Origin of the sequence: Agrobacterium sp. DE0009 (genome assembly GCF_007680755.1) — a bacterium.
Classification (GTDB): Bacteria; Pseudomonadota; Alphaproteobacteria; order Rhizobiales; family Rhizobiaceae; genus Agrobacterium; species Agrobacterium tumefaciens_B.
In genome coordinates this window covers 148152-172238 of sequence record NZ_VEIU01000005.1, presented here as the reverse complement: position 1 = coordinate 172238, position 24087 = coordinate 148152, and the positions used below count along the sequence as shown (strand labels likewise).

Genomic DNA, 24087 nt, shown 5'->3' with positions numbered 1-24087 from the left:
TTATCGAACCCCGCAAGACGGGTAGGTGTTTTTTTGCGTGCACGGCTGGACCAGTGCGGAGTCACCTGACGGTTCCCCCGTCTCATCAGGGCCTGACCGACCCAACCCCGGCATCCCCGGGTATGTAACAGGGAGTTTTTAGAACGAATGACGACCCAGCAGAAGAAATCTCCAGCACATCACGGCTTTAAAACCGGTGAAGCGATTGTGTATCCCGCTCATGGTGTCGGTACCATTTCTGCCATCGAGGAACAAGAAGTCGCCGGCATGAAGCTTGAGCTTTTTGTCATTGACTTCGAAAAAGACAAGATGCGTCTTAAAGTTCCCGTCGCCAAAGCCGTCAGCATCGGCATGCGCAAGCTTTCCGAAGGCGATTTTGTCGAGCGGGCGCTGAAAGTGGTGCAGGGCAAGGCACGCGTGAAGCGGACCATGTGGTCGCGCCGCGCGCAGGAATACGATGCGAAGATCAATTCCGGCGATCTCATCGCGATTGCGGAAGTTGTACGCGATCTCTACCGTGCGGAAAACCAGCCGGAGCAGTCCTATTCGGAGCGTCAGCTTTATGAAGCTGCTCTCGACCGCATGGCGCGCGAAATTGCCGCCGTCAACAAAATGTCTGAAACCGAGGCCGTTCGCCTGGTGGAAGTCAACCTTGCCAAGGGTCCCAAGCGTGGCAAGACTGTTGAAGAGGACGATTCTCAGGACGAAGCCGCTTAATAACGGCTTTTCCTTCTAAAAAAACCCGCCTTGATGGCGGGTTTTTTGTTGCCTTATCGGCTGCGCGCGCATCACAGGATGCGGATTTTCGTGCCTTTGCGCATATGGGGCAGGATGCGCCTCATATCGCGGGGGTGGAGGGCTACGCAGCCCGCGGTTGGCTCATATCCCTGCCGGATCATGTGCATGAAGATCGCCGAGCCACGGTTGCGGCCTCGTGAGGTGATGTTCCAGTCCAGCACCAGACAGACGTCATAGAGGCCGTCCTTGCGCATCATTTCTTCATGACTTGCTTTGAAGGGTGCCTTGACCAATCTGTTGTAATTGGGATTGCGAGGCTCGTCGCACCACAGCATGGATTTCTGCGTTCGTTGCATCGGCAGGGCCGTCGTGAAACCGGTCAAGCGATCACCGCGATAGAAGCCGTGCATCAGGCGGGTCATTGAAATCGGCGATTTGCCGTCTCCCTCGCGTTTCAGTGCGGTGCGGCCATGCCGCCCGATGGCGGCGGGAAAGGTAAGATGCCCAAGTTGCACGATCGCCCGGCTGATTTTCATGGGAGCCGGCCGAACCATGAGTGTCGATACGCGTTTACGTTGTTCCGTGGGGCGTTTGCTCATGTTTTTCACGAGATTTTGCTTTGCAGGTTATTTAACGTGAAGTCATAGCACTTCATCATATGATGGCAATGGGTTGACCTTTTACCGGCAAATCGCTGAATTGGCTGACGATTAAAGTAAGAAAGGCTGAGAATCCGAATGACGGCTCGTACTATCCTTCTTGTGGACGATGACGACGATCTTCGTGAGACGCTGACCGAGCAACTCTCTCCCTATGAGGAATTCTCGCTTTTGAGCGGCGCGAACGCGGCACAGGCGATGCAGACTGCAAAGACCGCGCAGGTCGATCTCCTCATCATGGATGTCGGTCTACCGGATATGGATGGGCGCGAGGCGGTGAAGCTTCTGCGCAAAGGCGGCTTCAAGGCGCCGATCATCATGCTCACCGGGCACGACACCGATTCCGATACGATTCTAGGGCTGGAAGCCGGCGCAAACGACTACGTGACGAAGCCGTTCCGCTTCGCCGTGCTGCTTGCGCGCATCCGGGCGCAACTGCGCCAGTATGAACAGAGCGAGGACGCGGTTTTCACCGTCGGTCCTTATCAGTTCAAGCCCAGCCAGAAGCTGCTGACGACGGAAGACGGCAAGAAAATTCGTCTGACGGAAAAGGAAGCGGCGATCATCCGTTACCTTTACCGCGCCGGCAGCACGGTGGTGACACGTGATGTTCTGCTGGAAGAGGTCTGGGGTTACAACTCCGGTGTGACGACGCATACGCTCGAAACGCATGTCTATCGCCTGCGCCAGAAGATCGAACGGGATCCTTCCAACGCCGAAATCCTGGTGACCGAGAACGGTGGATACAAGATCGTTCCCTGAGACGGGGCTCGTTCATCGCTGCAAAACTCGCGCCGCGCATCGTGAAAGAAGCGCGGCGTTCTAATATCTTGTATTTTGAGGGCCGATATTGGAAAACCGCTATAGTGGTGCAGGCGTTTTTCCGGAGTAGTAATCGACATGGCCTTGACAGACGATATCATTCTGCTGGGGCAAGTGCCGCTATTCGCAGGCTTCAGCGACGATCAGTTGCGGCTTATCGCCTTTGGTGCTGAACGCCGGCGGGTGTCGGCCGGTCAGACATTGTTTCGGGAACATTCGCCGGCCGAGTGCGCTTTTGCGGTGACCTCGGGGCGTTTCGAGTTGTTCACGGCCGGACGGGATGGCAAACCTGTGCTGCAGGCGACGCCCGGCAAGGGCGCGCTGCTGTCCGAGCTGGCGCTGTTTACGCTATGCGAGCGAAAATTTACGGCCATTGCTGCCGAAGATTCCGAGGTCATCCGCATCACGCGCATCCTCTTCCACCGGTTGGTGGAGGAATTTCCTGAGGTTGCCGATATCGTCTCGGCGCGCATTCGCGATAATATTGCGGCGCTGGCGGCGGGTGCGGCCCGTTTACAGAACCGCTTCGCCTGACAGCCCTCGTTCAGAAGCGAAAGTGGGCTGTGACTGGAACATGGTCCGATGGCCGGTTCCAGCCGCGGGCTTCGCGCAATATGTCGATTTTATCCAGTGAGGCGCCGAGATCCTGCGACGACCAGATGTGGTCGAGGCGACGGCCGCGATCAGCCGCTTCCCAGTCCTTGGCGCGGTAACTCCACCACGTGTAGATCTTCTCCGTCTCTGGCACGTTGAGCCGCATCAGATCGAGCCAGTTGCCCTGCTTCATGATCTCGAGCATGCCTTCGGTTTCGACCGGCGTATGGCTGACGATCTTCAAAAGCTGCTTGTGCGACCAGACGTCATTTTCAAGCGGCGCAATGTTGAGGTCACCGACGAGAATCGAGGAAGTGCCAGGAACGCCATCGGCGCGAAGCGCTTTCATTTCCTCGATGAAATCGAGCTTATGGCCGAATTTGGGATTGATCGACCGGTCCGGCTCGTCGCCGCCAGCAGGCACATAGAAGTTATGCAACCGGATACGGCGCGATCCGACCTGAAAAATCGCGGAAATATGCCGCGCATCGCCAACACCGCAGTAGTCCTGCCGGTGGTCTTCGATCAACGGCACTTTCGAGGCGATAGCAACGCCGTGATAGCCTTTCTGGCCGTGGATGATGACGTGCTCGTAACCCAGCGCCTTCAACGGCTTCATCGGAAACTCACCGTTCGGGCACTTGGTTTCCTGTAGGCAGAGAATGTCGGGCTTGTAACGCACCAGAAACTGTTCGACGATCGGCATTCTGAGCCTGACCGAGTTGATGTTCCAGGTGGTTATCGAAAACGACATACAAGGGCTCCGTTCCTATCGCCTCGAAGCAGGCTTCGAGGTTGGTTCCGGGGCGCAGGCTTATAACATCGTGACGAAAACTGGAATGTATTTTAGCGGCAAAATGAAAAAGGCGGCCTGAGAGCCGCCTTCACAGTATACATGGATAAGCAACGTTAGCCGCGCTTGCGTACTTCCTCATAATTGATGTTGAAGACGCGTTCATCGAGGTTCACGCCGGTCTGGACATTGAAGATCATGACCGTGGTGTCCTTGTTCTGGGCATCCGTCGTCGTCCATTGTCTGAGATCGAAGGTTTTGGGGTCGAACATCAGGGTGATGGTCGAATCACCGAACACGCTCTTGTCTCCGAGCACGATGGTGGTCAGATCGGACTCCTCCTTCACGTTCCGGACTTTCTGGTTGCTCAGATCGATCCTGTCGGAAAGAAGCAGGCTAAGCGGGGTCTTCGACAGCGGATAGAGGTCCCATGTCTTCAGCTTCATATTGCCGATGACGACATTCTTGCCATCGGAAATCACGCGCATGGGCGAAGGATCTTCATAATTGAAGCGGAGTTTACCGGGACGTTCGATATAGAATTTCCCGCCGGTCTGTTCGCCGCGCGGGCCGAACTGCACGAATTCACCCATCATGGTTTTGACGGAAGAGAAGTGATTGGCGATTTTTTGCGCCGTTGCGGTATTGCCAGCCGCCTGGGCAAATGCGTCGAGCGGCGAAAGGCCGGCGATAACCGCAGCCATTGAAAACGCTGTCAGCACGCCACGTCGCGTCACGCCGTTTTGTGTTGCGTTTGCGATGGCCGTGTCGCCGGTGGTGAGGTCGTTCATTCTATTCTCCTTCATCGCAGCGATTGTCCGCATAAAAGGCGGCGGCTTCATGACGTTGAAAGCGTGTAATAACGCTTCTTCGCCCCGCTTGGTTGCGGACTTACCGCTCGATGATATCTGCTTCGGTCGGGACGAGGATTTCGCGTTTTCCGGCGTGGTTGGCGGGGCCGATAATGCCCTCCTGCTCCATCCGTTCGATCAGCGAGGCGGCGCGGTTGTAGCCGATGCCGAGACGGCGCTGCACATAGGAGGTTGAGGCTTTGCCATCGCGAAGTACGACGGCCACGGCCTGATCGTAGGGGTCTTCGGAATCAGAGAAGCTGCCACCGCTGGCCGGGCTCGCGCCTGCACCGTCCTCGTCTTCTTCTTCGGTGATTGCTTCCAGATACTCAGGCGACCCTTGTGTCTTCAGATAGGAAACGATCTCTTCGACTTCGTTGTCGGAAACGAAGGGCCCGTGCACGCGTTGGATGCGTCCGCCGCCCGCCATATAGAGCATGTCGCCCATGCCGAGCAGCTGTTCGGCGCCCTGCTCTCCGAGGATCGTGCGGCTGTCGATCTTCGAGGTGACCTGGAACGAGATGCGGGTTGGGAAATTGGCCTTGATCGTGCCGGTGATGACGTCGACCGAAGGACGCTGGGTGGCCATGATGACGTGGATGCCGGCCGCACGCGCCATTTGCGCCAGACGCTGTACCGCGCCTTCGATGTCCTTGCCGGCGACCATCATCAGGTCGGCCATCTCGTCGATGATGACGACGATATAGGGCAGGGGCTTCAGATCGAATTCTTCCGTCTCGTAGATCGCCTCGCCGGTCTGGCGGTCGAAGCCCGTCTGCACCGTGCGGGTGAGGATTTCGCCCTTGTCGAGCGCCTGCTGCACGCGGCTGTTGAAGCCGTCAATGTTGCGCACACCGATCTTCGACATCTTCTTGTAGCGCTCTTCCATCTCGCGCACGGTCCATTTCAGGGCCACGACGGCCTTCTTCGGATCGGTAACGACGGGGGAGAGCAGATGCGGAATGCCGTCATAGATCGACAGTTCCAGCATCTTCGGGTCGATCATGATCAGGCGGCACTGTTCCGGCGACATGCGGTAAAGTAGCGACAAGATCATGGTGTTGATGGCAACGGACTTGCCGGAACCGGTGGTGCCGGCAACCAGCAGGTGCGGCATCTTGGCGAGATCGGCGATGACGGGTTCGCCGCCGATGGTCTTGCCGAGCGCCATGGCAAGCTTCGCCTTGCTGTTTTCGAAGTCGCGGCTTCCGATCAGTTCTCGCAGGAACACAGTCTCGCGCGTCCGGTTCGGCAGTTCGATGCCGATGGCATTGCGACCGGGAACGACCGCGACGCGGGCAGCGATTGCGCTCATGGAGCGGGCGATGTCATCGGCAAGGCCGATGACGCGCGACGATTTGATGCCGGGCGCCGGTTCCAGTTCGTACAACGTGACGACGGGGCCGGGGCGGACGTGGATGATTTCGCCCTTGACGCCGAAATCCTCGAGAACGCCTTCCAGAAGGCGGGCATTCTGCTCCAGCACTTCCTCGCTCAGCATGTTGTCACGTACGACATTTTTCGGTTCTGCCAGAAGATGGACGGTCGGCAGCTGGAAACCATCGGCGGCGATGAACGAGGCCTGCGCCTCCCTGGCCACGCGCTCACTCGGTTTCGGGCGGGCGGAGGCGGCAGTTATTCTGGGCTGCCCACGTCCCGGTGCCTGGCGGGCGGTAAATTTCTGGTCGGTTTCGTCGCCGGAAAGAATACCGTTCGGCAGTCCGCGTCCATCCGCATCGAAAGACGGTTCATCGTCCATATCATCGTCGTGATCGAGCGCGATCGACGGAGGCGACATCTGCCGGCGGGATGCGGCGCGTTCTTCGAAGGAGGGTTCCGCGCGCTGGTCGAGGCGGTTGATCGCGGTTTTGAGGCGCGAGGGCTCGTTCAGCGTGCCGAATTCATATTCGTTGAAATCATAGGGATGCTCGAAGTCGTCGTGCAGGGATTTCGACTTCAGCCCGAACAGGCGGCGGAAGCGTGCCTGGGTGATGTACCAGTAATGGGCGATTGCGCCAAAGGCGAGCATGTTGGCGAAGAAGCCTTCGCCGTCGTCTTCATCATCCTCTTCCGCTTGCCGGGCGGCGCGCGCCTTGCTTGTGGCAACAGGCGCGACTTCTTCGCGCTCCAGTTCCTCGTCGAGACCACCGACAATACCGGCGGCAAACAGCATCAGCCAGGCTGCCGGCGCAGCGAAAATAACGCCAAGCACCGTCGCAATGGTGCCTGTGGGATAGGCGCCGATAAAGAGTGCGGGGAAACGCAGGATCATGTCACCGATCACCCCGCCGATGCCGTTGGGCAGGGGCCAGGTGATGGGTGCGGGGAAGCAGCCGAGCGAGGCGGCGCAGACGATGGCGCCTGCAAGCCACGCGACGAGGCGGGCGGGTATACGATTGAACCGTCGCCCGGCAATCAGCGCGATCGCCCAGGCGATGATGGGCAGGAACGAGATGATCGCGGAAAGCCCGAAGAATTGCATCACGATATCGGCAAAGATCGCGCCGCTGTAACCCAGAAGATTGGTGGGCTGGTTGCCGGTGGCATAGGACAGGCTCGGATCAGCCACATTCCATGTGGCGAGTGCGGCAATGCCAAGCGCAATCGTCGCCAAAAGAGCAAAACCGGCGAGAGCCATGATCTGACGCACGAAAAACGCCGTCAACACGAAGCGTGTGTGACGACCATCGAATGTCGGAGAATGCATTCTGCCCATGTCCCTGAACCCGTCGCTTTTTCTGGTTTCGGCAAGATCGGCTGGTGACCGAATCCCGGATTGACAGGGAAAGCTAACCGGTTGCTGGTTAATGTCGTGTTAACCATGCGCCTTTTTGCGGCGGCCTCCGGATTTACGACAAAGAAAAAGGCCCGCCGAAGCGGGCCTTCTTTTGGGTAAGGGGATGGAGAACCCCTTTTCCCGATATCAGGAGTGGTAAGCGGCTTCGCCGTGGGTCGCAAGGTCGAGACCTTCGCGCTCGGCTTCGACGGGAACACGCAGCCCGACAATCACGTCAACGATCTTGTAAAGGATCGCGGAGACGATGGCGCACCAGACGATGGTGATGGCGACGGCAACGAACTGCGTCCAGACCTGCGAGGCGATGGAGAATTCAGGCTTGCCAGTGCCGCCGAGCAGAGGCGAGGTGAAGATGCCGGTGCCGAGTGCGCCGATGATGCCGCCGATACCGTGGACGCCGAAGACGTCAGCGGTGTCGTCGTAACCGAACTTGTTCTTCACAACGGAGACGAAGAAGTAGCAGATCGGCGAGACAATAAGGCCGAGAACGATGGCGCCCATCGGACCCACAGAGCCTGCAGCCGGCGTGACGGCAACGAGGCCGGCGATCATGCCCGAAGCGGCACCCAGCATGGAGGCCTTGCCGCGGGTGAAGCTTTCAACCAGCGACCAGGAAACGATTGCTGCTGCGGTGGCGAGGAAGGTGTTCATGGTTGCGAGAACCGCACCGCCGGATGCTTCCAGGTTGGAGCCGGCGTTGAAACCGAACCAGCCGAACCACAGCATGGCTGCGCCAACCAGCGTCAGCGTCATGGAGTGGGGAGCCATCATGTCCTTGCCGAAGCCAGTACGCTTGCCGACCATGATCGCGCCGATCAGACCGGCGATACCGGCGTTGATGTGAACGACCGTGCCGCCAGCGAAGTCGAGAGCGCCCATGCCGAAGATCAGGCCGTTTGCGTCCCACACCATATGTGCGACCGGGAAATAAACGAAGGTGGCCCACAGGATGGTGAAAAGAATGACTGCCGAGAACTTCACGCGTTCCGCGAAAGCGCCGATGATCAGGGCAGGCGTAATCGCCGCAAAGGTCATCTGGAAGGCGATGAAGGTGTATTCGTAGATCACGACGCCCTGGGAGAAGGTTGCCGAGGTGCTGTCAAGCGTAACGCCATTCAGGAACAGCTTGCCGAAACCGCCAAAATAGGGGCCGGTGCCGCCGCCGAAGGCGAAGGAGTAACCGTAGATGACCCATACGAGCATCATGACGGCCGTGATGACCGTGCACTGCATCAGGACGGAGAGCATGTTCTTGGTGCGGACGAGGCCGCCGTAAAAAAGGGCCAGACCCGGAAGGATCATGAACAGCACGAGGATGGTCGCGACGTACATGAATGCGGTATCGGCTTTTTCCGGAACGGGAGCGGCCGCGGCCACTGCCGGCGCTGCATCCTGGGCAAAGGCGATGGCCGGTGCCATCAGGGCCGTCGCTGCGGCGCCCAGCTTGCCGAGCGTCAAAAACTTGTTGAGTAGCATGTTTGGAAAACTCCCCTGTCAGCCGTGCTTCAAAGCGCTTCTGTGTTGGTTTCGCCGGTACGGATGCGCACGGCCTGTTCGATAGAGTAGACAAAGATCTTGCCGTCACCGATCTGCCCGGTCTTAGCCGCAGATGCGATCGCCTCAACGGCCTTGTCGACCACGTCGGATGGAACTGCGATCTCGATCTTCAGCTTGGGAAGGAAGCTCACCGCATATTCCGTGCCGCGATAAATCTCGGTATGTCCCTTCTGGCGCCCGTAACCCTTCACCTCGGTCACGGTCAGGCCCTGGATGCCGACGCCAGTGAGCGCTTCACGCACTTCATCCAGCTTGAACGGCTTGATAATGGCCATCACAATTTTCATCTGGTTTCCCATCCTTTGTTTGTCCTCGGCGCGGAGCCGAACCTCCTGCCGCTGGCAGATCAGTAACAGCGACTGCGGACATACATTCAAAGGGCGTGCCAGTTTTGAGTGTGTATCTAACTTATTGAAATGTAATGTTTATGTGTCGGGCGTCTGAAAAAGGTGCATTTGTCGCCCAAAAAAGCGTCTATAAAATGTGCGATTTTTCCAAAAAGCGCATTATTTAATCATTTGCCCTTTTGCGGATCAAACCCTCCTGCGCGACAGAGGCGATCAGTTCGCCTTCTCTGGTGAAAATATTGCCACGGGTGAGCCCCCTGGCGCCGGATGCGCTCGGGCTATCCTGTGTGTAAAGCAGCCAGTCGTCGAGCCGGCAAGGGCGGTGGAACCACATGGCATGGTCGAGACTCGCTACCTGAATGGACGGGTCGAAGATGGTCGTCCCGTGGGCATAAAGCGAGGTGTCGAGCAGGGTCATGTCAGAGAGATAAGCGAGAATGGCGGATTGCAGGCGCGGATCGTCCGGCACGGTTCCAACGGCGCGGACCCAGATATCCTGCTGTGGCTCCAGCTTTTCCTTGGAGATATAGTGGGTCAGCGAGACAGGCCTGATCTCGATCGGCCGCTTGTTGCTCCAGTAGTTGCGGATCGAAGCGGGCGCCTTTGCGAGGAAGGCCGCCTGCATCTGTTCCTCGCTCATCAGTTTTTCAGGCGGCGTCACATCCGGCATCCGCATCTGATGGGTAAAGCCGTCCTCGAATATCTGAAACGACGCCGACATGGAAAAAATTGCCTTGCCGTGCTGGATCGCCACTACCCGGCGGGTGCAGAAACTGGCGCCGTCGCGGATGCGCTCCACCTGATAGACGATTGGCACCACCGGGTCACCGGGGCGCATAAAATAAGCGTGCAACGAGTGCACGAAGCGGTCGTCATCCACGGTTCTCTGCGCGGCGATCAGGGCCTGCGCAATCACCTGGCCGCCAAAAACCCGTTGCCAGCCGATCTGCGGGCTTTCGCCCCGGTAGAGGTTCTCCTCCAGCTTTTCGAGATCGAGCGTGGCGATAAGATTTGCCATCGGGTCTGACGATTGCAAGGGATGCGACATTTTTTCGGCCTGCTCCGGCTGTAGGAAGACGTCACATGGTCTATAGTGCCCAGATGATGCGTGCACAAGATTTGAGGAGAAGCGCGATGCTGGACGTTGTGGTTGCAGGTGGCGGATATGTCGGTCTTTCCGTCGCTGTCGCCATCAAGCAGGCGGCGCCGCACCTTCAGGTGCAGGTTGTCGAGGCTGCTCCCGAGGAGGTCTGGAAGAAGGACGTGCGCGCCTCGGCGATCATTGCAGCGGCCACGCGTATGCTCGAGGTCTTCGGAATCTGGAGCGACATCGAAACGGAAGCGCAGCCGATCAACAGGATGATCGTGACCGATTCGAAAACCGCCGATCCTGTACGCCCCGTCTTTCTGACCTTTGATGGGGCCGTAGAGGAGGGGAGGCCGTTCGCCCACATGGTTCCTAACGTCGCGCTCGTCGGCGCATTGCGCGGCCTGTGTGAGCGTCTGGGCATTGAAATTCGCCATGGTCTCAGCGTCTCCGGCTTTACTGCCGGTCCGCAATCGACAGCGATCAGCCTTTCCGATGGCTCCTCGCTTGATGCGCGATTGCTCGTTGCCTGCGACGGTGTCCGCTCGGCTCTTCGGGATATGGCTGGGATCAAGACCGTGCACTGGGCCTATGACCAGTCGGGCATCGTGACGACCGTTGAGCACGAGCGGTCGCACGAGGGCTGCGCCGAGGAGCATTTCCTGCCATCCGGACCCTTCGCCATTCTACCCCTGAAGGGCAACCGGTCTTCGCTGGTATGGACCGAACGCACGGCCGATGCGGACAGGCTGGTCGCTTCCGACGATCTGGTCTTCGAAGAGGAACTGGAGCGACGGTTCGGCCACAAGCTTGGCCCCATCCGTCCCGTCGGACCACGGCGCGCCTTCCCGCTCGGGCTTACGCTGGCGCGTTCATTCGTTGCGCCACGCATTGCACTTGCGGGCGATGCCGCCCACGGCATCCACCCGATCTCGGGTCAGGGCCTCAATCTTGGTTTCAAGGATGTGGCGGCTCTTGCCGAGACGGTGGTCGAAGCCGACCGCCTCGGGCTTGATATCGGCTCTCTCAACGTTCTGGAGCGTTACCAGTCCTGGCGCCGCTTTGACACGTTGCGGATGGGCGTGACGACCGACGTGCTGAACCGGCTTTTCTCCAACGATATCGGACCTATCCGTATCATAAGGGATTTTGGCCTGGGGGTCGTGGACCGTCTGCCGGGTCTGAAATCCTATTTCATCGATCAAGCCGCCGGCACCACGGGCGCCAATGGACCGCGCCTGCTCGCCGGCGAGGCGCTTTGATCAATGGTTGTCGATAGCGTGAGGCGCTATATCGACCTTGATGCTTGACAGCCGATTCTGTTCTGGTGCGCGCTTACAAAGCTGAATCCGGCCAAAGACTTACCTGGATTCATAATCTTGTATGAGTTGTGTGACCGGGACCCAGATGTTGCGGAGAACAAAAGCTGAATCGGCAGGAGTCTGCGATTCGTATTCGATTCGTTCGCAGACTGTTCCGTTACCAAATCGATTGCCGATTTGCCGGATTCTTTTTGTGCCTTCAACATGCTGAATATGCACATGAAATTCGCCGCAGTCATTCTGCCGGAACAGTTTGCGGAGAAGCGCTATTGCCTTTGTCCGCAGGCGTTGCCATGTGTGGTGGGTTCGGCCTGCATCTGAAATGGAAGGGGCGCGACAAGCAATTGAAGTCGATTCGCGGATAGTACGTTGAATTTTCGCCCCATGATCCTGAGCGGCCGCGGTGTCACGGCCGTTCTCGGCCCCACCAATACCGGCAAGACCCATTACGCCATTGAGCGGATGGTCGCACACGGCAGCGGTGTCATTGGCCTGCCGCTGCGTCTGCTGGCGCGCGAGGTCTATACGCGCCTTGTCGAGAAGGTCGGTGCGCCAAATGTGGCGCTGATAACCGGCGAAGAAAAAATCGCACCGCCCAAAGCCAAATATTCGGTCTGCACCGTGGAAGCCATGCCGCGCGAGACGACGGCCGCCTTCGTCGCGATCGACGAGGTGCAACTGGCCGGCGATCTTGAGCGCGGGCACATTTTCACCGACCGGGTATTGCATCTTCGCGGGCGTGAAGAAACGCTGCTTCTGGGGGCGGGCACGATGCGCCCCATTCTTGAAAAGCTGCTGCCCGGCATAACGGTGGTCGAGCGGCCGCGTCTATCGCAGCTTTTTTATGCCGGCCAGAAGAAGATTACGCGCCTGCCGCAGCGCACCGCAATCGTGGCTTTCTCCGCCGATGAGGTCTACGCCATCGCCGAACTGGTGCGTCGCCAGCGCGGTGGTGCGGCTGTCGTGCTGGGGGCGTTGTCGCCGCGCACGCGCAATGCCCAGGTGGGCCTCTACCAGGCCGGCGATGTCGAATATTTGGTGGCGACGGATGCCATCGGCATGGGCCTCAATCTCGATGTCGACCACGTCGCTTTCGCGCAGGACCGAAAATTCGACGGCTACCAGTTCCGTAATCTCAACCCGGGTGAAATCGGGCAGATTGCGGGCCGTGCCGGCCGTCATCTTCGCGATGGCACCTTCGGCGTGACGGGTCGCGTCGACCCGTTCGATGACGAGCTTGTGGAGCGGATCGAAAGCCATCAGTTCGATTCGGTGAAGGTGCTGCAATGGCGGACGAAGAATTTCGATTTTTCATCCATCGCCAATCTGCGCGCCAGCCTTGATGCCGCACCGTCGATACAGGGCCTTTCACGCGCCCTGCCAGCGATCGACCAACAGGCGCTCGAATATCTCTCCCGCTACCCTGAGATCATCGATGTGACGACAACGGATGCCCGGGTGGAAAAACTCTGGGAGGCCTGCGCGCTGCCCGATTATCGCCGCATCGCGCCCGCACAGCATGCCGATCTGATCTCCACGCTCTATTTCGACCTCGTCAAACGCGGGACGGTGAACGAGGATTTCATGGCCGAGCAAGTGCGCCGCGCCGACCGCACGGATGGTGAAATCGATACCTTGTCTGCAAGGATTGCGCAGATCAGAACATGGACTTATGTATCGAACCGCCCAGGATGGCTTGCCGATCCGACACACTGGCAAGAAAAGACTCGGGAAATCGAGGATCGATTGTCCGATGCGCTACATGAAAGGTTGACGAAACGCTTTGTTGATCGCAGGACATCTGTGCTCATGAGGCGCCTGAGAGAGAATGCGATGCTTGAAGCTGAAATCAGTGTAAATGGTGATGTCTTCGTAGAAGGTCATCACGTCGGCCAATTGGCCGGGTTCCGGTTCACGCCGGTGCCGGGAATGGAAGGGCCGGATCAGAAGGCCGTGCAAGGTGCTGCCCAAAAGGCGCTCGCTCTCGAATACGAGGCGCGGGCCGCGCGTCTGCACGCCAGTGGAAATGGCGATCTTGCTTTGAGCTCCGATGGTCTGGTTCGCTGGTTGGGCGAGCCGGTGGCCCGCCTTTCGTCCGGCGACAATATCATGAAGCCGCGGGTGATCCTGCTGGCTGACGACCAGCTGAGCGGCAACGCCCGCGATCACGCGCTGGCGCGGGTCGAGCGTTTCGTCAATCACCAGATTGCCACCGTGCTGAAGCCGCTGGACGATATTTCCCGTGCCGAGGACCTCCAAGGTCTCGCGAAGGGCCTGGCGTTCCAGCTGGTCGAAAATCTGGGTGTGCTGTTCCGCCGTGATGTCGCTGACGACGTCAAGTCGCTCGATCAGGATGCGCGCGCCTCCATGCGCCGCTACGGTGTGCGTTTCGGTGCCTATCATGTGTTCCTGCCAGCGCTTCTGAAGCCCGCCCCGGCGGAGCTTGTGACGCTGCTCTGGGCACTGAAAAACGACGGTCTCGGCAAGCCCGGGTATGGCGACCTCATTCCGGTTCTCGCAGCCGGCCGCACGTCCGTTGTCACGGATGCAAGCTTCGAGCGCATGTTCTACAAGCTCGCCGGGTTCCGCTTCCTCGGCAAGCGCGCCGTGCGCATCGACATTCTCGAGCGCCTGGCCGATCTCATCCGCCCGCTGCTGCAGTGGAAGCCTGGCCAGCAGCCGCGTCCTGAAGGCGCCTATGATGGTCGCCGTTTCACGACCACCACCGCGATGCTTTCCATTCTGGGCGCGACGCTCGATGATATGGAAGAAATCCTGAAGGGCCTTGGCTACCGCGCGGATCAGGTGACGGCGGAAGAGGCCCAGGCGTTCCTCGCCAGCCATGCCGGCACGCCGGCTCCTGCTGCTGCAGACGCGGCGGTGGTTGAAGAGGAAGGCGCAGAAGGCGAGCAGGAAGAGACGGCGTCAGAAGAGCAGGCGTCACAATCCGAAGCCGTTGCGGAAGGCGAAGCCGCCGCCGAGGCACCTGTTGCTGAGGCTGTCAGCCCGGAGGTCGTCGCCGCCGAAGCTGCCCCGGAAGGGGCAGAGGCCGCCGAGCCCAAGCCGGTTCTTCTGTGGCGTCCAGGTGGTCGTAACGACAATCAGCGCGGTGACAACCGCCGTCCCGGCAACCGCGGTCAAGGCCGTGGCGAGGGCGCTCGCGAGCAAGGCGAGCGTCGTGGCGAAGGCCGTCGCGATAACCGCGATGGCGGCAATCGCGAGGCGGCCAATCGCAATGGCGATGGCGAGCGCAAGCGTGATGGTGGTCGGCCGGACCGTGGCAACAACCGCAACAACGACCGTCACGATCGTGGCGAGCGTAAGGATCGTCCGGAGCGCAATGACCGTAGTGGAAAGCCTCAGGGTCAGCAGCGTTTCGAAGCCAAGCCGCCGCGCAAGGAAAAGCCGCTCGATCCGGACTCACCTTTTGCAAAGCTCGCTGCTCTCAAGGAGCAGCTGAAGAAGTAAGTCCATGGGTAGCAACGAGCAGCCACTGGAAAGCGCGCGTCAGCGTCTCGACAAGTGGCTGTTCTTTGCCCGCATGGCGAAATCTCGGTCACTGGCCCAGAACTACATCCAGTCTGGGCATGTGAAGGTCAACGGCTCCCCCATGCGCCAGCCGAGCCACATACTGAAGGCCGGCGACAGGTTGGAAATCAGCTTCGAGCGAATGGACAGGGTGCTGATCGTCAAAGCCGGCGGAACGCGCCGCGGCCCCTATGAGGAAGCAAGGCTTCTCTACGACGACCAGACACCGGCTCGACCGCCTTCCGACAGGCTGACGCCGCTTGAACAGGCGATGCGCCTGCCCGGCAGCGGACGCCCCACCAAAAAAGAGCGCCGTGCGCTCGACAGGTTTCTGTCGGACAGTGACGGCAGCGAAGATTAGAATAAACCTCCAAGCCGCACCCGTTTTTCAGAATTGTTTATCCTTGCTATCTGCAAGCAAAGGCATTACGTCACTTGCGAAATTGCCCTGTCTGAATTCCGGGCGACGGCTTGTGTTCCGAAGCCCAAAGACCCGGCCTGCATATTCTGGAGTTCATCATGACATATGTCGTGACCGACAATTGCATCCGCTGCAAATACACCGATTGCGTTGAGGTCTGCCCTGTCGACTGCTTTTACGAGGGCGAAAATTTCCTCGCCATCAATCCCGATGAGTGCATCGATTGCGGTGTGTGCGAACCGGAATGTCCTGCCGAGGCTATCAAGCCCGATACGGAGCCGGGTCTCGACAAGTGGCTGAAGCTCAATGCCGAATATGCGGCCATCTGGCCAAATATCACGGTGAAGCGTGATCCGATGCCGGAAGCCAAGGAAATGGACGGTGTCGAAGGCAAGCTGGAGCTCTATTTCTCCGCCGAGCCTGGCAAAGGCGATTGATCCGAGATCGCATCATCCTCTTTCACAAATTCAAAAGCCCTCGTTGTACCTTCACGAGGGCTTTCGTTTATCCGCCGCGGCCGGATTGCAGCGTGGTGGACAGCAGGGTCAGAAGCGCCACGCTTTCCTCCAGGCTTTGCCGCTGACGGCTTTGCAGGATGGCTGCCTGCAACCGGTTCATCTCGCGGGCGATCGCCGCTGGCTGCCATGTGCGCAGCGCTCTTTCGATGACCGGTTTCCGGCGGAAATGGATATGACGCCCGAGTGTCTGCATGACCTGCCCGGCCTGCTGCTTTTTCTCATCCATCTCTGCACGCATCTGATCGAGCAGCTGAAATTGCTTGAGGCACCCCTGCAGCACGAGGAAGATCGGCGTTTTTGAGGAAATGATCTTCTGGGTGGCGTGAAAAAAGGCGTTCCTGTCGCCCTTGAGGATGGCATCCACGGCGTCGTCGGCGGAAACCGTGCTGGCATCGCCGATAATGGCCATCACGTCATCCTCTTCGATCACCTCGGCACCACGGCAATAGAGGGCAAGCTTGCGGATTTCATTGCGCGACGCGATACGGTCGCCGCCGAGTTGCTCGATCAGCCTCTGTCGGGCAGCGGGTGCGATGCGCAGATGATCTGCGGAGAGTTCCTGATCGATCAGCGCATTCAGCGAGCGGGCGTCATCGGCGTAACACGGGATCGCGGCAATCGAGCGTGCCGGCTCGGCGATCTTGCGCAGGCCGGTACCCTTTTTCACGTCACCTGCTTCGATGATCAGGAAGCTCGATTCCGGTGGCGTCTCCGCCAGGATCTGGAGGGCATCCACGAGCGCCTTTTCGGCTGATGCGCCCTTGACCCAGACGAGTTTTTCGCCGCCGAAAAGACCAATGGCGTTCACCTCATCCAGCAGACGCCCCGGGTCGCCCTGCAGATCGGATGCAGTCAGTTTCAGTGACGCAAAAGCATCGTCGGGATCGATACCCGTCTTTTTGGCGATGACGCCTGCCCGCTCCGAAACAAGACCGCGATCCGGCCCGTAGAGGACGAAAACGCGAAAGCGCTCCGCCGGATTCTCGGCGAAGCGCTCGAATTCATGGGACTTTATCTCCGCCACGGCCGCCGCTCTCAGCGGCCGAGCGTGGCGGCGACATCGGTGCGGATGATCTCGGCCAGCTCGCGGGCCGCACGGTTCTCAGCGTCGCGGATCGCCCTGATCTTGGCGAATTCCTGCTGTGGCAGATCCACCTGCGCGGTGACGCTGCGGCGCGCTGAACGCAGAATTTGACCGTCGGATACGCGCGTCAGCACATATTGACCGGCCATCACGACACGACCGGGGTACGGCCCGTCGTAATTGTTGTTTGTGCGCGTCGTCAGGTCGTAATTCTGCACTTCGGTCGAGCTGGCGCTCGAGCTGACGCCGATCTTGAGGGTATATTGAGCCGTCGCAGGCTCGCCTGCACCACCAGCCATCAGGAAGATCAGTTGGTTACGGACTTCCTGCCCGGCACGTCCGCCTATCGGCGCAATGCTGACTGCTGCCAGTCTTTCTTTTGTTCCGGAAGCTTCGCCATAAAGCGGGCGTACCTGGCAGCCCGCCAGAAGACCAGCCATCATCACGACGGAAATTGCTGCCGCGACGCGGCTCCATCTCGAAAAAACGTCAGACAACAATGTTCACAATCCTCTGCGGAACCACGATGACTTTCTTGGGCTCGCCGCCGGCAAGAAGAGATTTGACGGCATCCAGAGCAAGGGCAGCCGCGCGGACCGCATCTTGATCCGCATCGCGCGCGATTGTCAATTCGCCGCGCTTCTTGCCATTGACCTGCACGGGCATGACCACGTCGTTTTCTTCCACCAGCGGTGGCACGAAGGTTGGCCATGGCGTCTCGGCCACCAGACCCTCGTTGCCCAGTGCCGCCCAGCATTCTTCGGCGAGATGTGGCGTCATCGGGGCGATGATGCGGATCAGGATTTCAACGGCGTCACGCGCTGCCGCCTTTGCGTCGTTGGACTTGCCGCCCGAAGCAACGTCGGCCAGAGGGCCGGCCAGCGCGTTGACGAGTTCGTAAATGCGCGCAATTGCCTTGTTGAAGGCGAGCTTGTCCAGATCCTCCTGAACCGCCTTCAGCGTCTTGTGAGCGGCCTTTGAGGCAGCAAGACCTTCACCGTCGGTCGCGGGCTTCGGCTCGACCGTCTTGAGCTCGTCGGCAGCTTCACCGATGATGCGCCAGACGCGCTGGACGAAGCGGTTTGCGCCCTCAACGCCCGATTCGGACCAGATCACATCGCGATCCGGCGGCGAGTCCGACAGCACGAAGAAGCGCGCGGTATCCGCGCCATAGGAGGCGATGATATCGTCGGGATCGACCACGTTCTTCTTCGACTTCGACATCTTCTCGATAGAGCCGATCTTCACCTCTTCGCCGGAGGAAAGCAGGAAGGCGCGGCGCGTGCCGTCCGTTTCCTCAATCCGCAGGTCCGCCGGCGGCACCCATTCTCGCGCCGTGCCTTCACCGCGGCTGTAGGTCTCGTGGACTACCATGCCCTGGGTGAACAGGCCCTTGAAGGGTTCTTTCACATCCACATGACCGGTCTCGCGCATGGCGCGGGTGAAGAAGCGCGAATAGAGCAGGTGCAGGATCGCGTGCTCGATGCCGCCGATATACTGATCCACCGGCAGCCAGTGATTGGCAACCTTCGGATCGGTCGGTGCATCTTCCCAGGGTGCCGTGAAGCGCGTGTAATACCAGCTGGAGTCGACGAAGGTGTCCATCGTGTCGGTTTCGCGACGCGCGTCATGGCCGCATTGCGGGCAGGAGACGTGACGCCAGGTCGGGTGCCGATCCAGCGGGTTGCCTGGCACGTCGAACGTCACGTCGTCGGGCAGCTTCACGGGCAGGTCCTTTTTCGGAACCGGCACGACGCCGCAGACTTCGCAATGAATAACCGGGATCGGGCACCCCCAGTAACGCTGGCGGGAAATGCCCCAGTCGCGCAGGCGGAAGTTTACCTTGCGCTCGGCTTGGGGTGCGTTGCCGAGCGTTTGCGCCGACAGCTTCTGCACGACCGCCTCGAAGGCATCCGTCGTCTTCATGCCATTCAGGAAGCCGGAGTTGATCATGACGCCGTCGTCGGTGTAGGCGGTGTCATCGACCGTGAAGCTTTCCGCATCCGGGCCTTCGGGGGCGACCACAGCCACGACCGGCAGGCCGTATTTGCGCGCAAAGTCGAGGTCGCGCTGGTCGCCGGAGGGGCAGCCGAAAATCGCGCCGGTACCGTAATCCATCAACACGAAGTTGGCGACATAAACCGGCAGTTCCCACGTCGGATCCAGCGGATGCACGACCTTGACGCCGGTATCGATGCCCTTCTTTTCAGCCGTTTCCAACGCGGCCAGAGACGTGCCGTGGCGGCGGCATTCATCGCAGAATTCGGCAATGGCGGAATTTTTTTCCGACAATTCTTTCGCCAGCGGGTGGTCGGCGGCAATGGCCAGGAAGGAAGCGCCGAACAGTGTGTCGGGGCGCGTGGTGTAAACCGTGATGTCAGAAAAGCCTTCCGGTGCCGTGTCGGCAACGGTCTGCCAGCGCAGCGACAGGCCTTCGGAACGGCCGATCCAGTTTTTCTGCATCAGGCGCACTTTTTCTGGCCACTGATCCAGCGTGTCCAGCTCGTCCAGCAGGTCCTGGCTGAAATCGGTGATGCGGAAGAACCATTGCGTCAGTTCGCGCTGTTCGACCAGCGCGCCGGAGCGCCAGCCGCGGCCATCGATGACCTGCTCATTGGCCAGAACGGTATGATCGACCGGGTCCCAGTTGACCTTTGATTGCTTGCGGTAGACCAGCCCCTTTTTCATGAAGTCGACGAACAGCGCCTGCTGGCGATGATAATATTCCACATCGCATGTGGCGAATTCGCGGGTCCAGTCCAAGGACAGGCCCATGGATTTCAGCTGTCCGCGCATGGTGGCGATGTTCTGGTAGGTCCAGTCCTTGGGATGGACCTTGTTCTGCATGGCCGCATTTTCGGCGGGCATGCCGAAAGCGTCCCAGCCCATCGGGTGCAGCACGTTGAAGCCGCGGGCGCGCTTGTAACGGGCGACGACGTCACCCATGGCATAGTTGCGGACATGGCCCATGTGGATGCGACCCGACGGATAGGGAAACATCTCTAGAACGTAATATTTCTCACGCGGATCGCTGTTGTCTGTCACGAAGACCTTGTCTTCGTTCCATTTCTGCTGCCAGCGCGGCTCGGCGTCGCGAGGATTGTAACGTTCGATGGCCATTGTCTAAAATTCCGGGTATCGAGGGGAAAAATGTGCGCTGACCTTCACCATGAAACGACCGGGGCGTCAAGTTTGGCGGGGCGTTCGGTAGTGCAATCTTGGCCAGCGTGCCTCAAATGGTGCTAAAGTCGCTTGGCATCAAGGGATTCGGCGTCTAGTTAGCGGTTCGAACGTTTAAAAAGGTCCTGTGATGGAAATCGAAGCTCGTCTTGAGGATGTCAGGCAGCGTATCGCGCATGTGGCGGAAAAATCGGGCCGCAGGCCTGGGGATGTCACCCTGGTCGCCGTCTCCAAAACATTTGATGCGGAAGCGATCCAGCCGGTCATCGATGCGGGTCAGCGTGTCTTCGGCGAAAACCGTGTTCAGGAAGCGCAGGGCAAATGGCCGGCGCTGAAAGAAAAGACGCCCGGCATTGAGCTGCACCTGATCGGGCCGCTGCAATCCAACAAGGCTGCCGACGCCGTGGCGCTTTTCGATGTCGTGCAAAGCGTCGATCGTGAGAAGATAGCGCGTGTGCTTGCTGAAGAATGCGAAAAGCAGGCTCGCAGTCTGCGGTTTTACGTTCAGGTCAACACCGGGCTGGAACCGCAGAAAGCGGGCATCGATCCACGCGAAACCGTTGCGTTCGTGACACTCTGCCGGGATGAACTTAAGCTGCCGGTCGAGGGGCTGATGTGTATCCCTCCGGCGGAGGAAAACCCGGGCCCGCATTTTGCGCTCCTCGCAAAGCTTGCAAGGGAATGCGGCCTCAAGAAGCTTTCGATGGGCATGTCCGGCGATTTTGAAACGGCCGTGGAATTCGGTGCGACCAGTGTTCGCGTGGGCTCGGCGATCTTTGGCGCGCGATAAGCCTTAAACAAAAAACCCGGCACTGAGCCGGGTTTTTCAAGCATTCGACAACGTCGATCAGTACTGATCGTCCTCGTCTTCATCCTTCTGCGTGGACTTCAGCGACGACAGCTTCTTGAAGACGGCATCGGCGTCGATCTGGTCGTCTTCCTCACGCTGGAAGTTGTAATCGAGACCTTCCGTCGCGGTCGCCGGCTGCAGCGTGTTATCCAGTTCTTCCGCAGTCGGCAGCGGACGGCCGCGGGAGGCGCGCTCGACTTCGAGGTCGAGATCGATCTGGCTGCAGAGGCCGAGGGTGACCGGGTCCATCGGCGTGAGGTTGGCCGAGTTCCAGTGCGTGCGGTCGCGGATCTGCTCGATGGTCGACTTCGTGGTGCCGACGAGACGCGAAATCTGCGCATCCTTCAGTTCCGGGTGGTTGCGAACGAGCCAGAGAATGGCGTTCGGACGATCCTGACGCTTGGAAACCGGCGTATAACGCGGGCCGCGACGCTTGGATTCCGGAACGCGAACCTTCGGCTCGGAAAGTTTGAGCTTATGGTTCGGGTTGCCTTCGGCGCGGGCGATCTCATCGCGGGAAAGCTGTCCGGTGGCAATCGGGTCGAGGCCCTTGATGCCCTGCGCGGCTTCACCGTCGGCAATTGCCTTGACTTCAAGCGGATGCAGTTTGCAGAACGTGGCGATCTGATCGAACGACAGCGCGGTGTTGTCAACCAGCCATACAGCCGTTGCCTTTGGCATGAGCAATTGTTGAGCCATAGATACAGTCCTTCTGTCCGTCCGCGCCGGTGTCGCGGGCGTGGTATCAACCACTGATTTCCGGGATATTGCCGCTCTATAACCGGATTGCATCATAATTGCAATTCTTTGCGAAACAAATGACCTTTGTCTAATTGCCGTGCGCAATTGACCTGCTATGAATTCAACACATGCCTGAGGTGGGAGTCTCGGGCCGCGTCAGAAGCCATACCCGGTTCCAGGAGGAGTTCATGTCTGCCAAAATCTACCCGGTGCTCAAGTCGGCGAAAGCCCGCACGCTCATCGACAATGAGCGTTACCAGAAATGGTACCAGGAGAGCGTCGAGGATCCGGAAAAATTCTGGGACAAGCACGGTCGGCGGATCGACTGGTTCAAGCCCTATACAAAGGTCAAGAACACGTCCTTCAGGGGGCGGGTGCCGATCAAGTGGTTCGAGGATGGCCTGACCAACGTCTCCTACAACTGTATCGACAGGCATCTGAAGACCCATGGCGAGCGCACGGCGATCATCTGGGAAGGCGACAATCCCTATATCGACAAGAAGATCACCTATAACCAGCTTTACGACTATGTCTGCCGTCTGGCGAACGTGCTGAAGAAGCACGGCGTGAAGAAGGGCGACCGCGTCACCATCTATATGCCGATGATCCCCGAAGCGGCTTACGCGATGCTTGCCTGCGCGCGCATCGGCGCCGTGCATTCCGTCGTCTTTGGCGGCTTCTCGCCCGAAGCGCTGGCCGGCCGTATCGTTGACTGCGAATCGACCTTCGTCATCACCTGCGATGAAGGCGTGCGCGGAGGCAAGCCGATCCCGCTCAAGGAAAACACCGACAAGGCGATCGATATCGCCGCCAAGCAATATGTCATCGTCAACAAAGTTCTCGTTGTGCGGCGTACCGGCGGCAAGACCGGCTGGGCGCCTGGCCGTGACATCTGGTACCATCAGGAAATCGCGACCGTGAAGCCGGATTGCCCGCCTGTGAAGATGCGCGCGGAAGACCCGCTGTTCATCCTCTACACGTCGGGTTCCACCGGCAAGCCAAAGGGCGTGCTGCACACCACGGGCGGCTATCTCGTCTATACGTCGATGACGCATGAATACGTCTTCGATTACAAGGACGGTGAGGTGTACTGGTGTACCGCCGATGTCGGCTGGGTCACCGGCCATTCCTATATCGTTTACGGGCCGCTCGCGAATTGCGCGACGACACTGATGTTCGAAGGCGTTCCGAACTTCCCTGATCAGGGCCGCTTCTGGGAAGTCATCGACAAGCACAAGGTCAACATCTTCTATACGGCGCCGACAGCGCTGAGATCGCTGATGGGCGCAGGCGACCAGTTCGTCACGCGTTCCTCGCGCAGCAGCCTGCGGCTGCTGGGCACCGTGGGTGAGCCCATCAATCCGGAAGCATGGGAATGGTATTACCATGTGGTCGGCGAGGACAAGAGCCCGATCGTCGACACCTGGTGGCAGACGGAAACCGGCGGTATTCTCATCTCGCCGCTGCCGGGCGCGACCGATCTGAAACCCGGTTCGGCGACGCGGCCGTTCTTTGGTGTGCAGCCGCAACTGGTCGATGCCGAAGGCAATGTGCTGGAAGGGCCGGCGGACGGCAATCTCTGCATCATCGACAGCTGGCCGGGCCAGTCGCGCTCCGTCTATGGCGATCATCAGCGCTTCATCGACACCTACTTCTCCACCTACAAGGGCAAATATTTCACCGGTGACGGTTGCCGGCGCGATGAGGACGGTTATTACTGGATAACCGGCCGCGTGGATGACGTGCTGAACGTTTCCGGTCATCGTCTCGGCACCGCCGAGGTGGAATCGGCGCTGGTGTCGCATCATCAGGTTTCGGAAGCGGCGGTTGTCGGTTATCCGCATCCGATCAAGGGGCAGGGAATTTATTGTTATGTCACGCTGATGGCGGGCCAGAACGGCGACTATGCGTTGCGCGAAGAGCTGGTAAAGCACGTGCGCAACGAGATCGGGCCGGTTGCGACACCCGATAAGATCCAGTTTGCGCCCGGCCTGCCGAAGACCCGTTCCGGCAAGATCATGCGGCGTATCCTGCGCAAGATCGCCGAGGATGATTTCGGGGCGCTCGGAGATACGTCGACGCTCGCCGATCCGGCCGTTGTCGATGACCTCATCGCCAACCGACAGAACCGCACAGCGTGATTTTTGGAAAGGCTGCTTCGGCAGCCTTTTTGGTCGGCTTTCTACAAAAAAACACCC

Annotated in this window: 20 protein-coding genes; 9 read left to right on the top strand and 11 right to left on the bottom strand. The window is 59.3% G+C overall.

What is annotated here, in order from left to right; translation table 11 throughout:
- Positions 1-147 precede the first annotated feature (147 nt).
- Positions 148-717 carry a CarD family transcriptional regulator gene (locus FS804_RS18205; protein WP_003505223.1) on the top strand — a complete coding sequence of 190 codons (570 nt, stop codon included), beginning with the start codon at positions 148-150 and terminating at the stop codon, positions 715-717.
- Positions 718-788: 71 nt separating this feature from the next.
- Here the strand turns inward: FS804_RS18205 and FS804_RS18200 are convergent, their stop codons facing one another.
- Positions 789-1292: a L,D-transpeptidase gene (locus tag FS804_RS18200; RefSeq protein ID WP_144578458.1), complete on the bottom strand. Its 504-nt coding sequence runs from the start codon at positions 1290-1292 to the stop codon at positions 789-791.
- A gap of 183 nt (positions 1293-1475) precedes the next feature.
- Between FS804_RS18200 and FS804_RS18195 the strand changes: the two genes are divergently transcribed.
- Together FS804_RS18195 and FS804_RS18190 are read left to right on the top strand one after the other, a co-directional pair.
- Positions 1476-2159 (top strand): response regulator transcription factor, encoded by a 684-nt coding sequence (locus FS804_RS18195; RefSeq protein WP_003505216.1) that lies wholly within the window; start codon positions 1476-1478, stop codon positions 2157-2159.
- A gap of 138 nt (positions 2160-2297) precedes the next feature.
- Positions 2298-2753 carry a cyclic nucleotide-binding domain-containing protein gene (locus FS804_RS18190; protein WP_063951497.1) on the top strand — a complete coding sequence of 152 codons (456 nt, stop codon included), beginning with the start codon at positions 2298-2300 and terminating at the stop codon, positions 2751-2753.
- A gap of 10 nt (positions 2754-2763) precedes the next feature.
- On the opposite strand, the gene FS804_RS18185 is transcribed toward FS804_RS18190, so the two are convergent.
- From FS804_RS18185 to tesB, 6 genes are all read right to left on the bottom strand, one after another.
- Positions 2764-3567 (bottom strand): exodeoxyribonuclease III, encoded by an 804-nt coding sequence (locus FS804_RS18185; protein ID WP_063951496.1) that lies wholly within the window; start codon positions 3565-3567, stop codon positions 2764-2766.
- Between the two features lie 155 nt (positions 3568-3722).
- A complete protein-coding gene (locus tag FS804_RS18180) occupies positions 3723-4448 on the bottom strand; it encodes an outer membrane lipoprotein carrier protein LolA (protein WP_063951495.1) in 726 nt (241 codons plus the stop codon).
- Between the two features lie 49 nt (positions 4449-4497).
- Entirely contained in the window at positions 4498-7164 is a 2667-nt protein-coding gene (locus FS804_RS18175) for a DNA translocase FtsK (protein ID WP_186376890.1), read from the bottom strand.
- Between the two features lie 216 nt (positions 7165-7380).
- Positions 7381-8730, bottom strand: a complete 1350-nt coding sequence (locus FS804_RS18170; RefSeq protein ID WP_144578300.1) for an ammonium transporter — start codon at positions 8728-8730, stop codon at positions 7381-7383.
- A 29-nt stretch (positions 8731-8759) separates the two neighbouring features.
- Entirely contained in the window at positions 8760-9110 is a 351-nt protein-coding gene (locus tag FS804_RS18165; RefSeq protein WP_004444057.1) for a P-II family nitrogen regulator, read from the bottom strand.
- 211 nt (positions 9111-9321) lie between these two features.
- A complete protein-coding gene (gene tesB, locus FS804_RS18160; RefSeq protein WP_063951493.1) occupies positions 9322-10206 on the bottom strand; it encodes an acyl-CoA thioesterase II in 885 nt (294 codons plus the stop codon).
- Between the two features lie 56 nt (positions 10207-10262).
- On the opposite strand from tesB, the gene FS804_RS18155 reads away from it, so the two are divergent.
- The 4 genes from FS804_RS18155 to fdxA all read left to right on the top strand — a co-directional run bounded on the left by FS804_RS18155 (position 10263) and on the right by fdxA (position 15953).
- On the top strand, positions 10263-11507 hold the full coding sequence (locus FS804_RS18155) for a ubiquinone biosynthesis hydroxylase (RefSeq protein WP_077225216.1): 1245 nt from the start codon (positions 10263-10265) through the stop codon (positions 11505-11507).
- 444 nt (positions 11508-11951) lie between these two features.
- Positions 11952-15035 carry a helicase-related protein gene (locus tag FS804_RS18145; RefSeq protein WP_144578457.1) on the top strand — a complete coding sequence of 1028 codons (3084 nt, stop codon included), beginning with the start codon at positions 11952-11954 and terminating at the stop codon, positions 15033-15035.
- 4 nt (positions 15036-15039) lie between these two features.
- Complete coding sequence (locus FS804_RS18140) at positions 15040-15456, top strand: RNA-binding S4 domain-containing protein (protein WP_144578298.1); 417 nt, start codon at positions 15040-15042, stop codon at positions 15454-15456.
- 158 nt (positions 15457-15614) lie between these two features.
- On the top strand, positions 15615-15953 hold the full coding sequence (gene fdxA / locus FS804_RS18135; RefSeq protein WP_063951609.1) for a ferredoxin FdxA: 339 nt from the start codon (positions 15615-15617) through the stop codon (positions 15951-15953).
- Positions 15954-16020: 67 nt separating this feature from the next.
- On the opposite strand, the gene holA is transcribed toward fdxA, so the two are convergent.
- Genes holA through leuS form a run of 3 tightly spaced genes read right to left on the bottom strand, consistent with a single transcriptional unit; the run spans position 16021 to position 20238 of the window.
- Complete coding sequence (holA, locus tag FS804_RS18130) at positions 16021-17058, bottom strand: DNA polymerase III subunit delta (protein ID WP_144578296.1); 1038 nt, start codon at positions 17056-17058, stop codon at positions 16021-16023.
- Between the two features lie 11 nt (positions 17059-17069).
- Positions 17070-17615 carry an LPS assembly lipoprotein LptE gene (lptE, locus tag FS804_RS18125; protein ID WP_246665905.1) on the bottom strand — a complete coding sequence of 182 codons (546 nt, stop codon included), beginning with the start codon at positions 17613-17615 and terminating at the stop codon, positions 17070-17072.
- Positions 17608-20238 carry a leucine--tRNA ligase gene (gene leuS, locus FS804_RS18120; RefSeq protein ID WP_144578295.1) on the bottom strand — a complete coding sequence of 877 codons (2631 nt, stop codon included), beginning with the start codon at positions 20236-20238 and terminating at the stop codon, positions 17608-17610. Before leuS ends, lptE begins: the two co-directional genes overlap by 8 nt.
- Positions 20239-20428: 190 nt before the next feature.
- Between leuS and FS804_RS18115 the strand changes: the two genes are divergently transcribed.
- Entirely contained in the window at positions 20429-21088 is a 660-nt protein-coding gene (locus FS804_RS18115) for a YggS family pyridoxal phosphate-dependent enzyme (RefSeq protein WP_063951486.1), read from the top strand.
- Positions 21089-21145: 57 nt separating this feature from the next.
- Here FS804_RS18115 and FS804_RS18110 read toward each other — a convergent pair whose 3' ends face one another.
- On the bottom strand, positions 21146-21847 hold the full coding sequence (locus FS804_RS18110) for a DUF1013 domain-containing protein (RefSeq protein ID WP_063951485.1): 702 nt from the start codon (positions 21845-21847) through the stop codon (positions 21146-21148).
- Between the two features lie 230 nt (positions 21848-22077).
- Between FS804_RS18110 and acs the strand changes: the two genes are divergently transcribed.
- Positions 22078-24030 (top strand): acetate--CoA ligase, encoded by a 1953-nt coding sequence (acs, locus tag FS804_RS18105; RefSeq protein WP_063951484.1) that lies wholly within the window; start codon positions 22078-22080, stop codon positions 24028-24030.
- Positions 24031-24087: the final 57 nt, after the last annotated feature.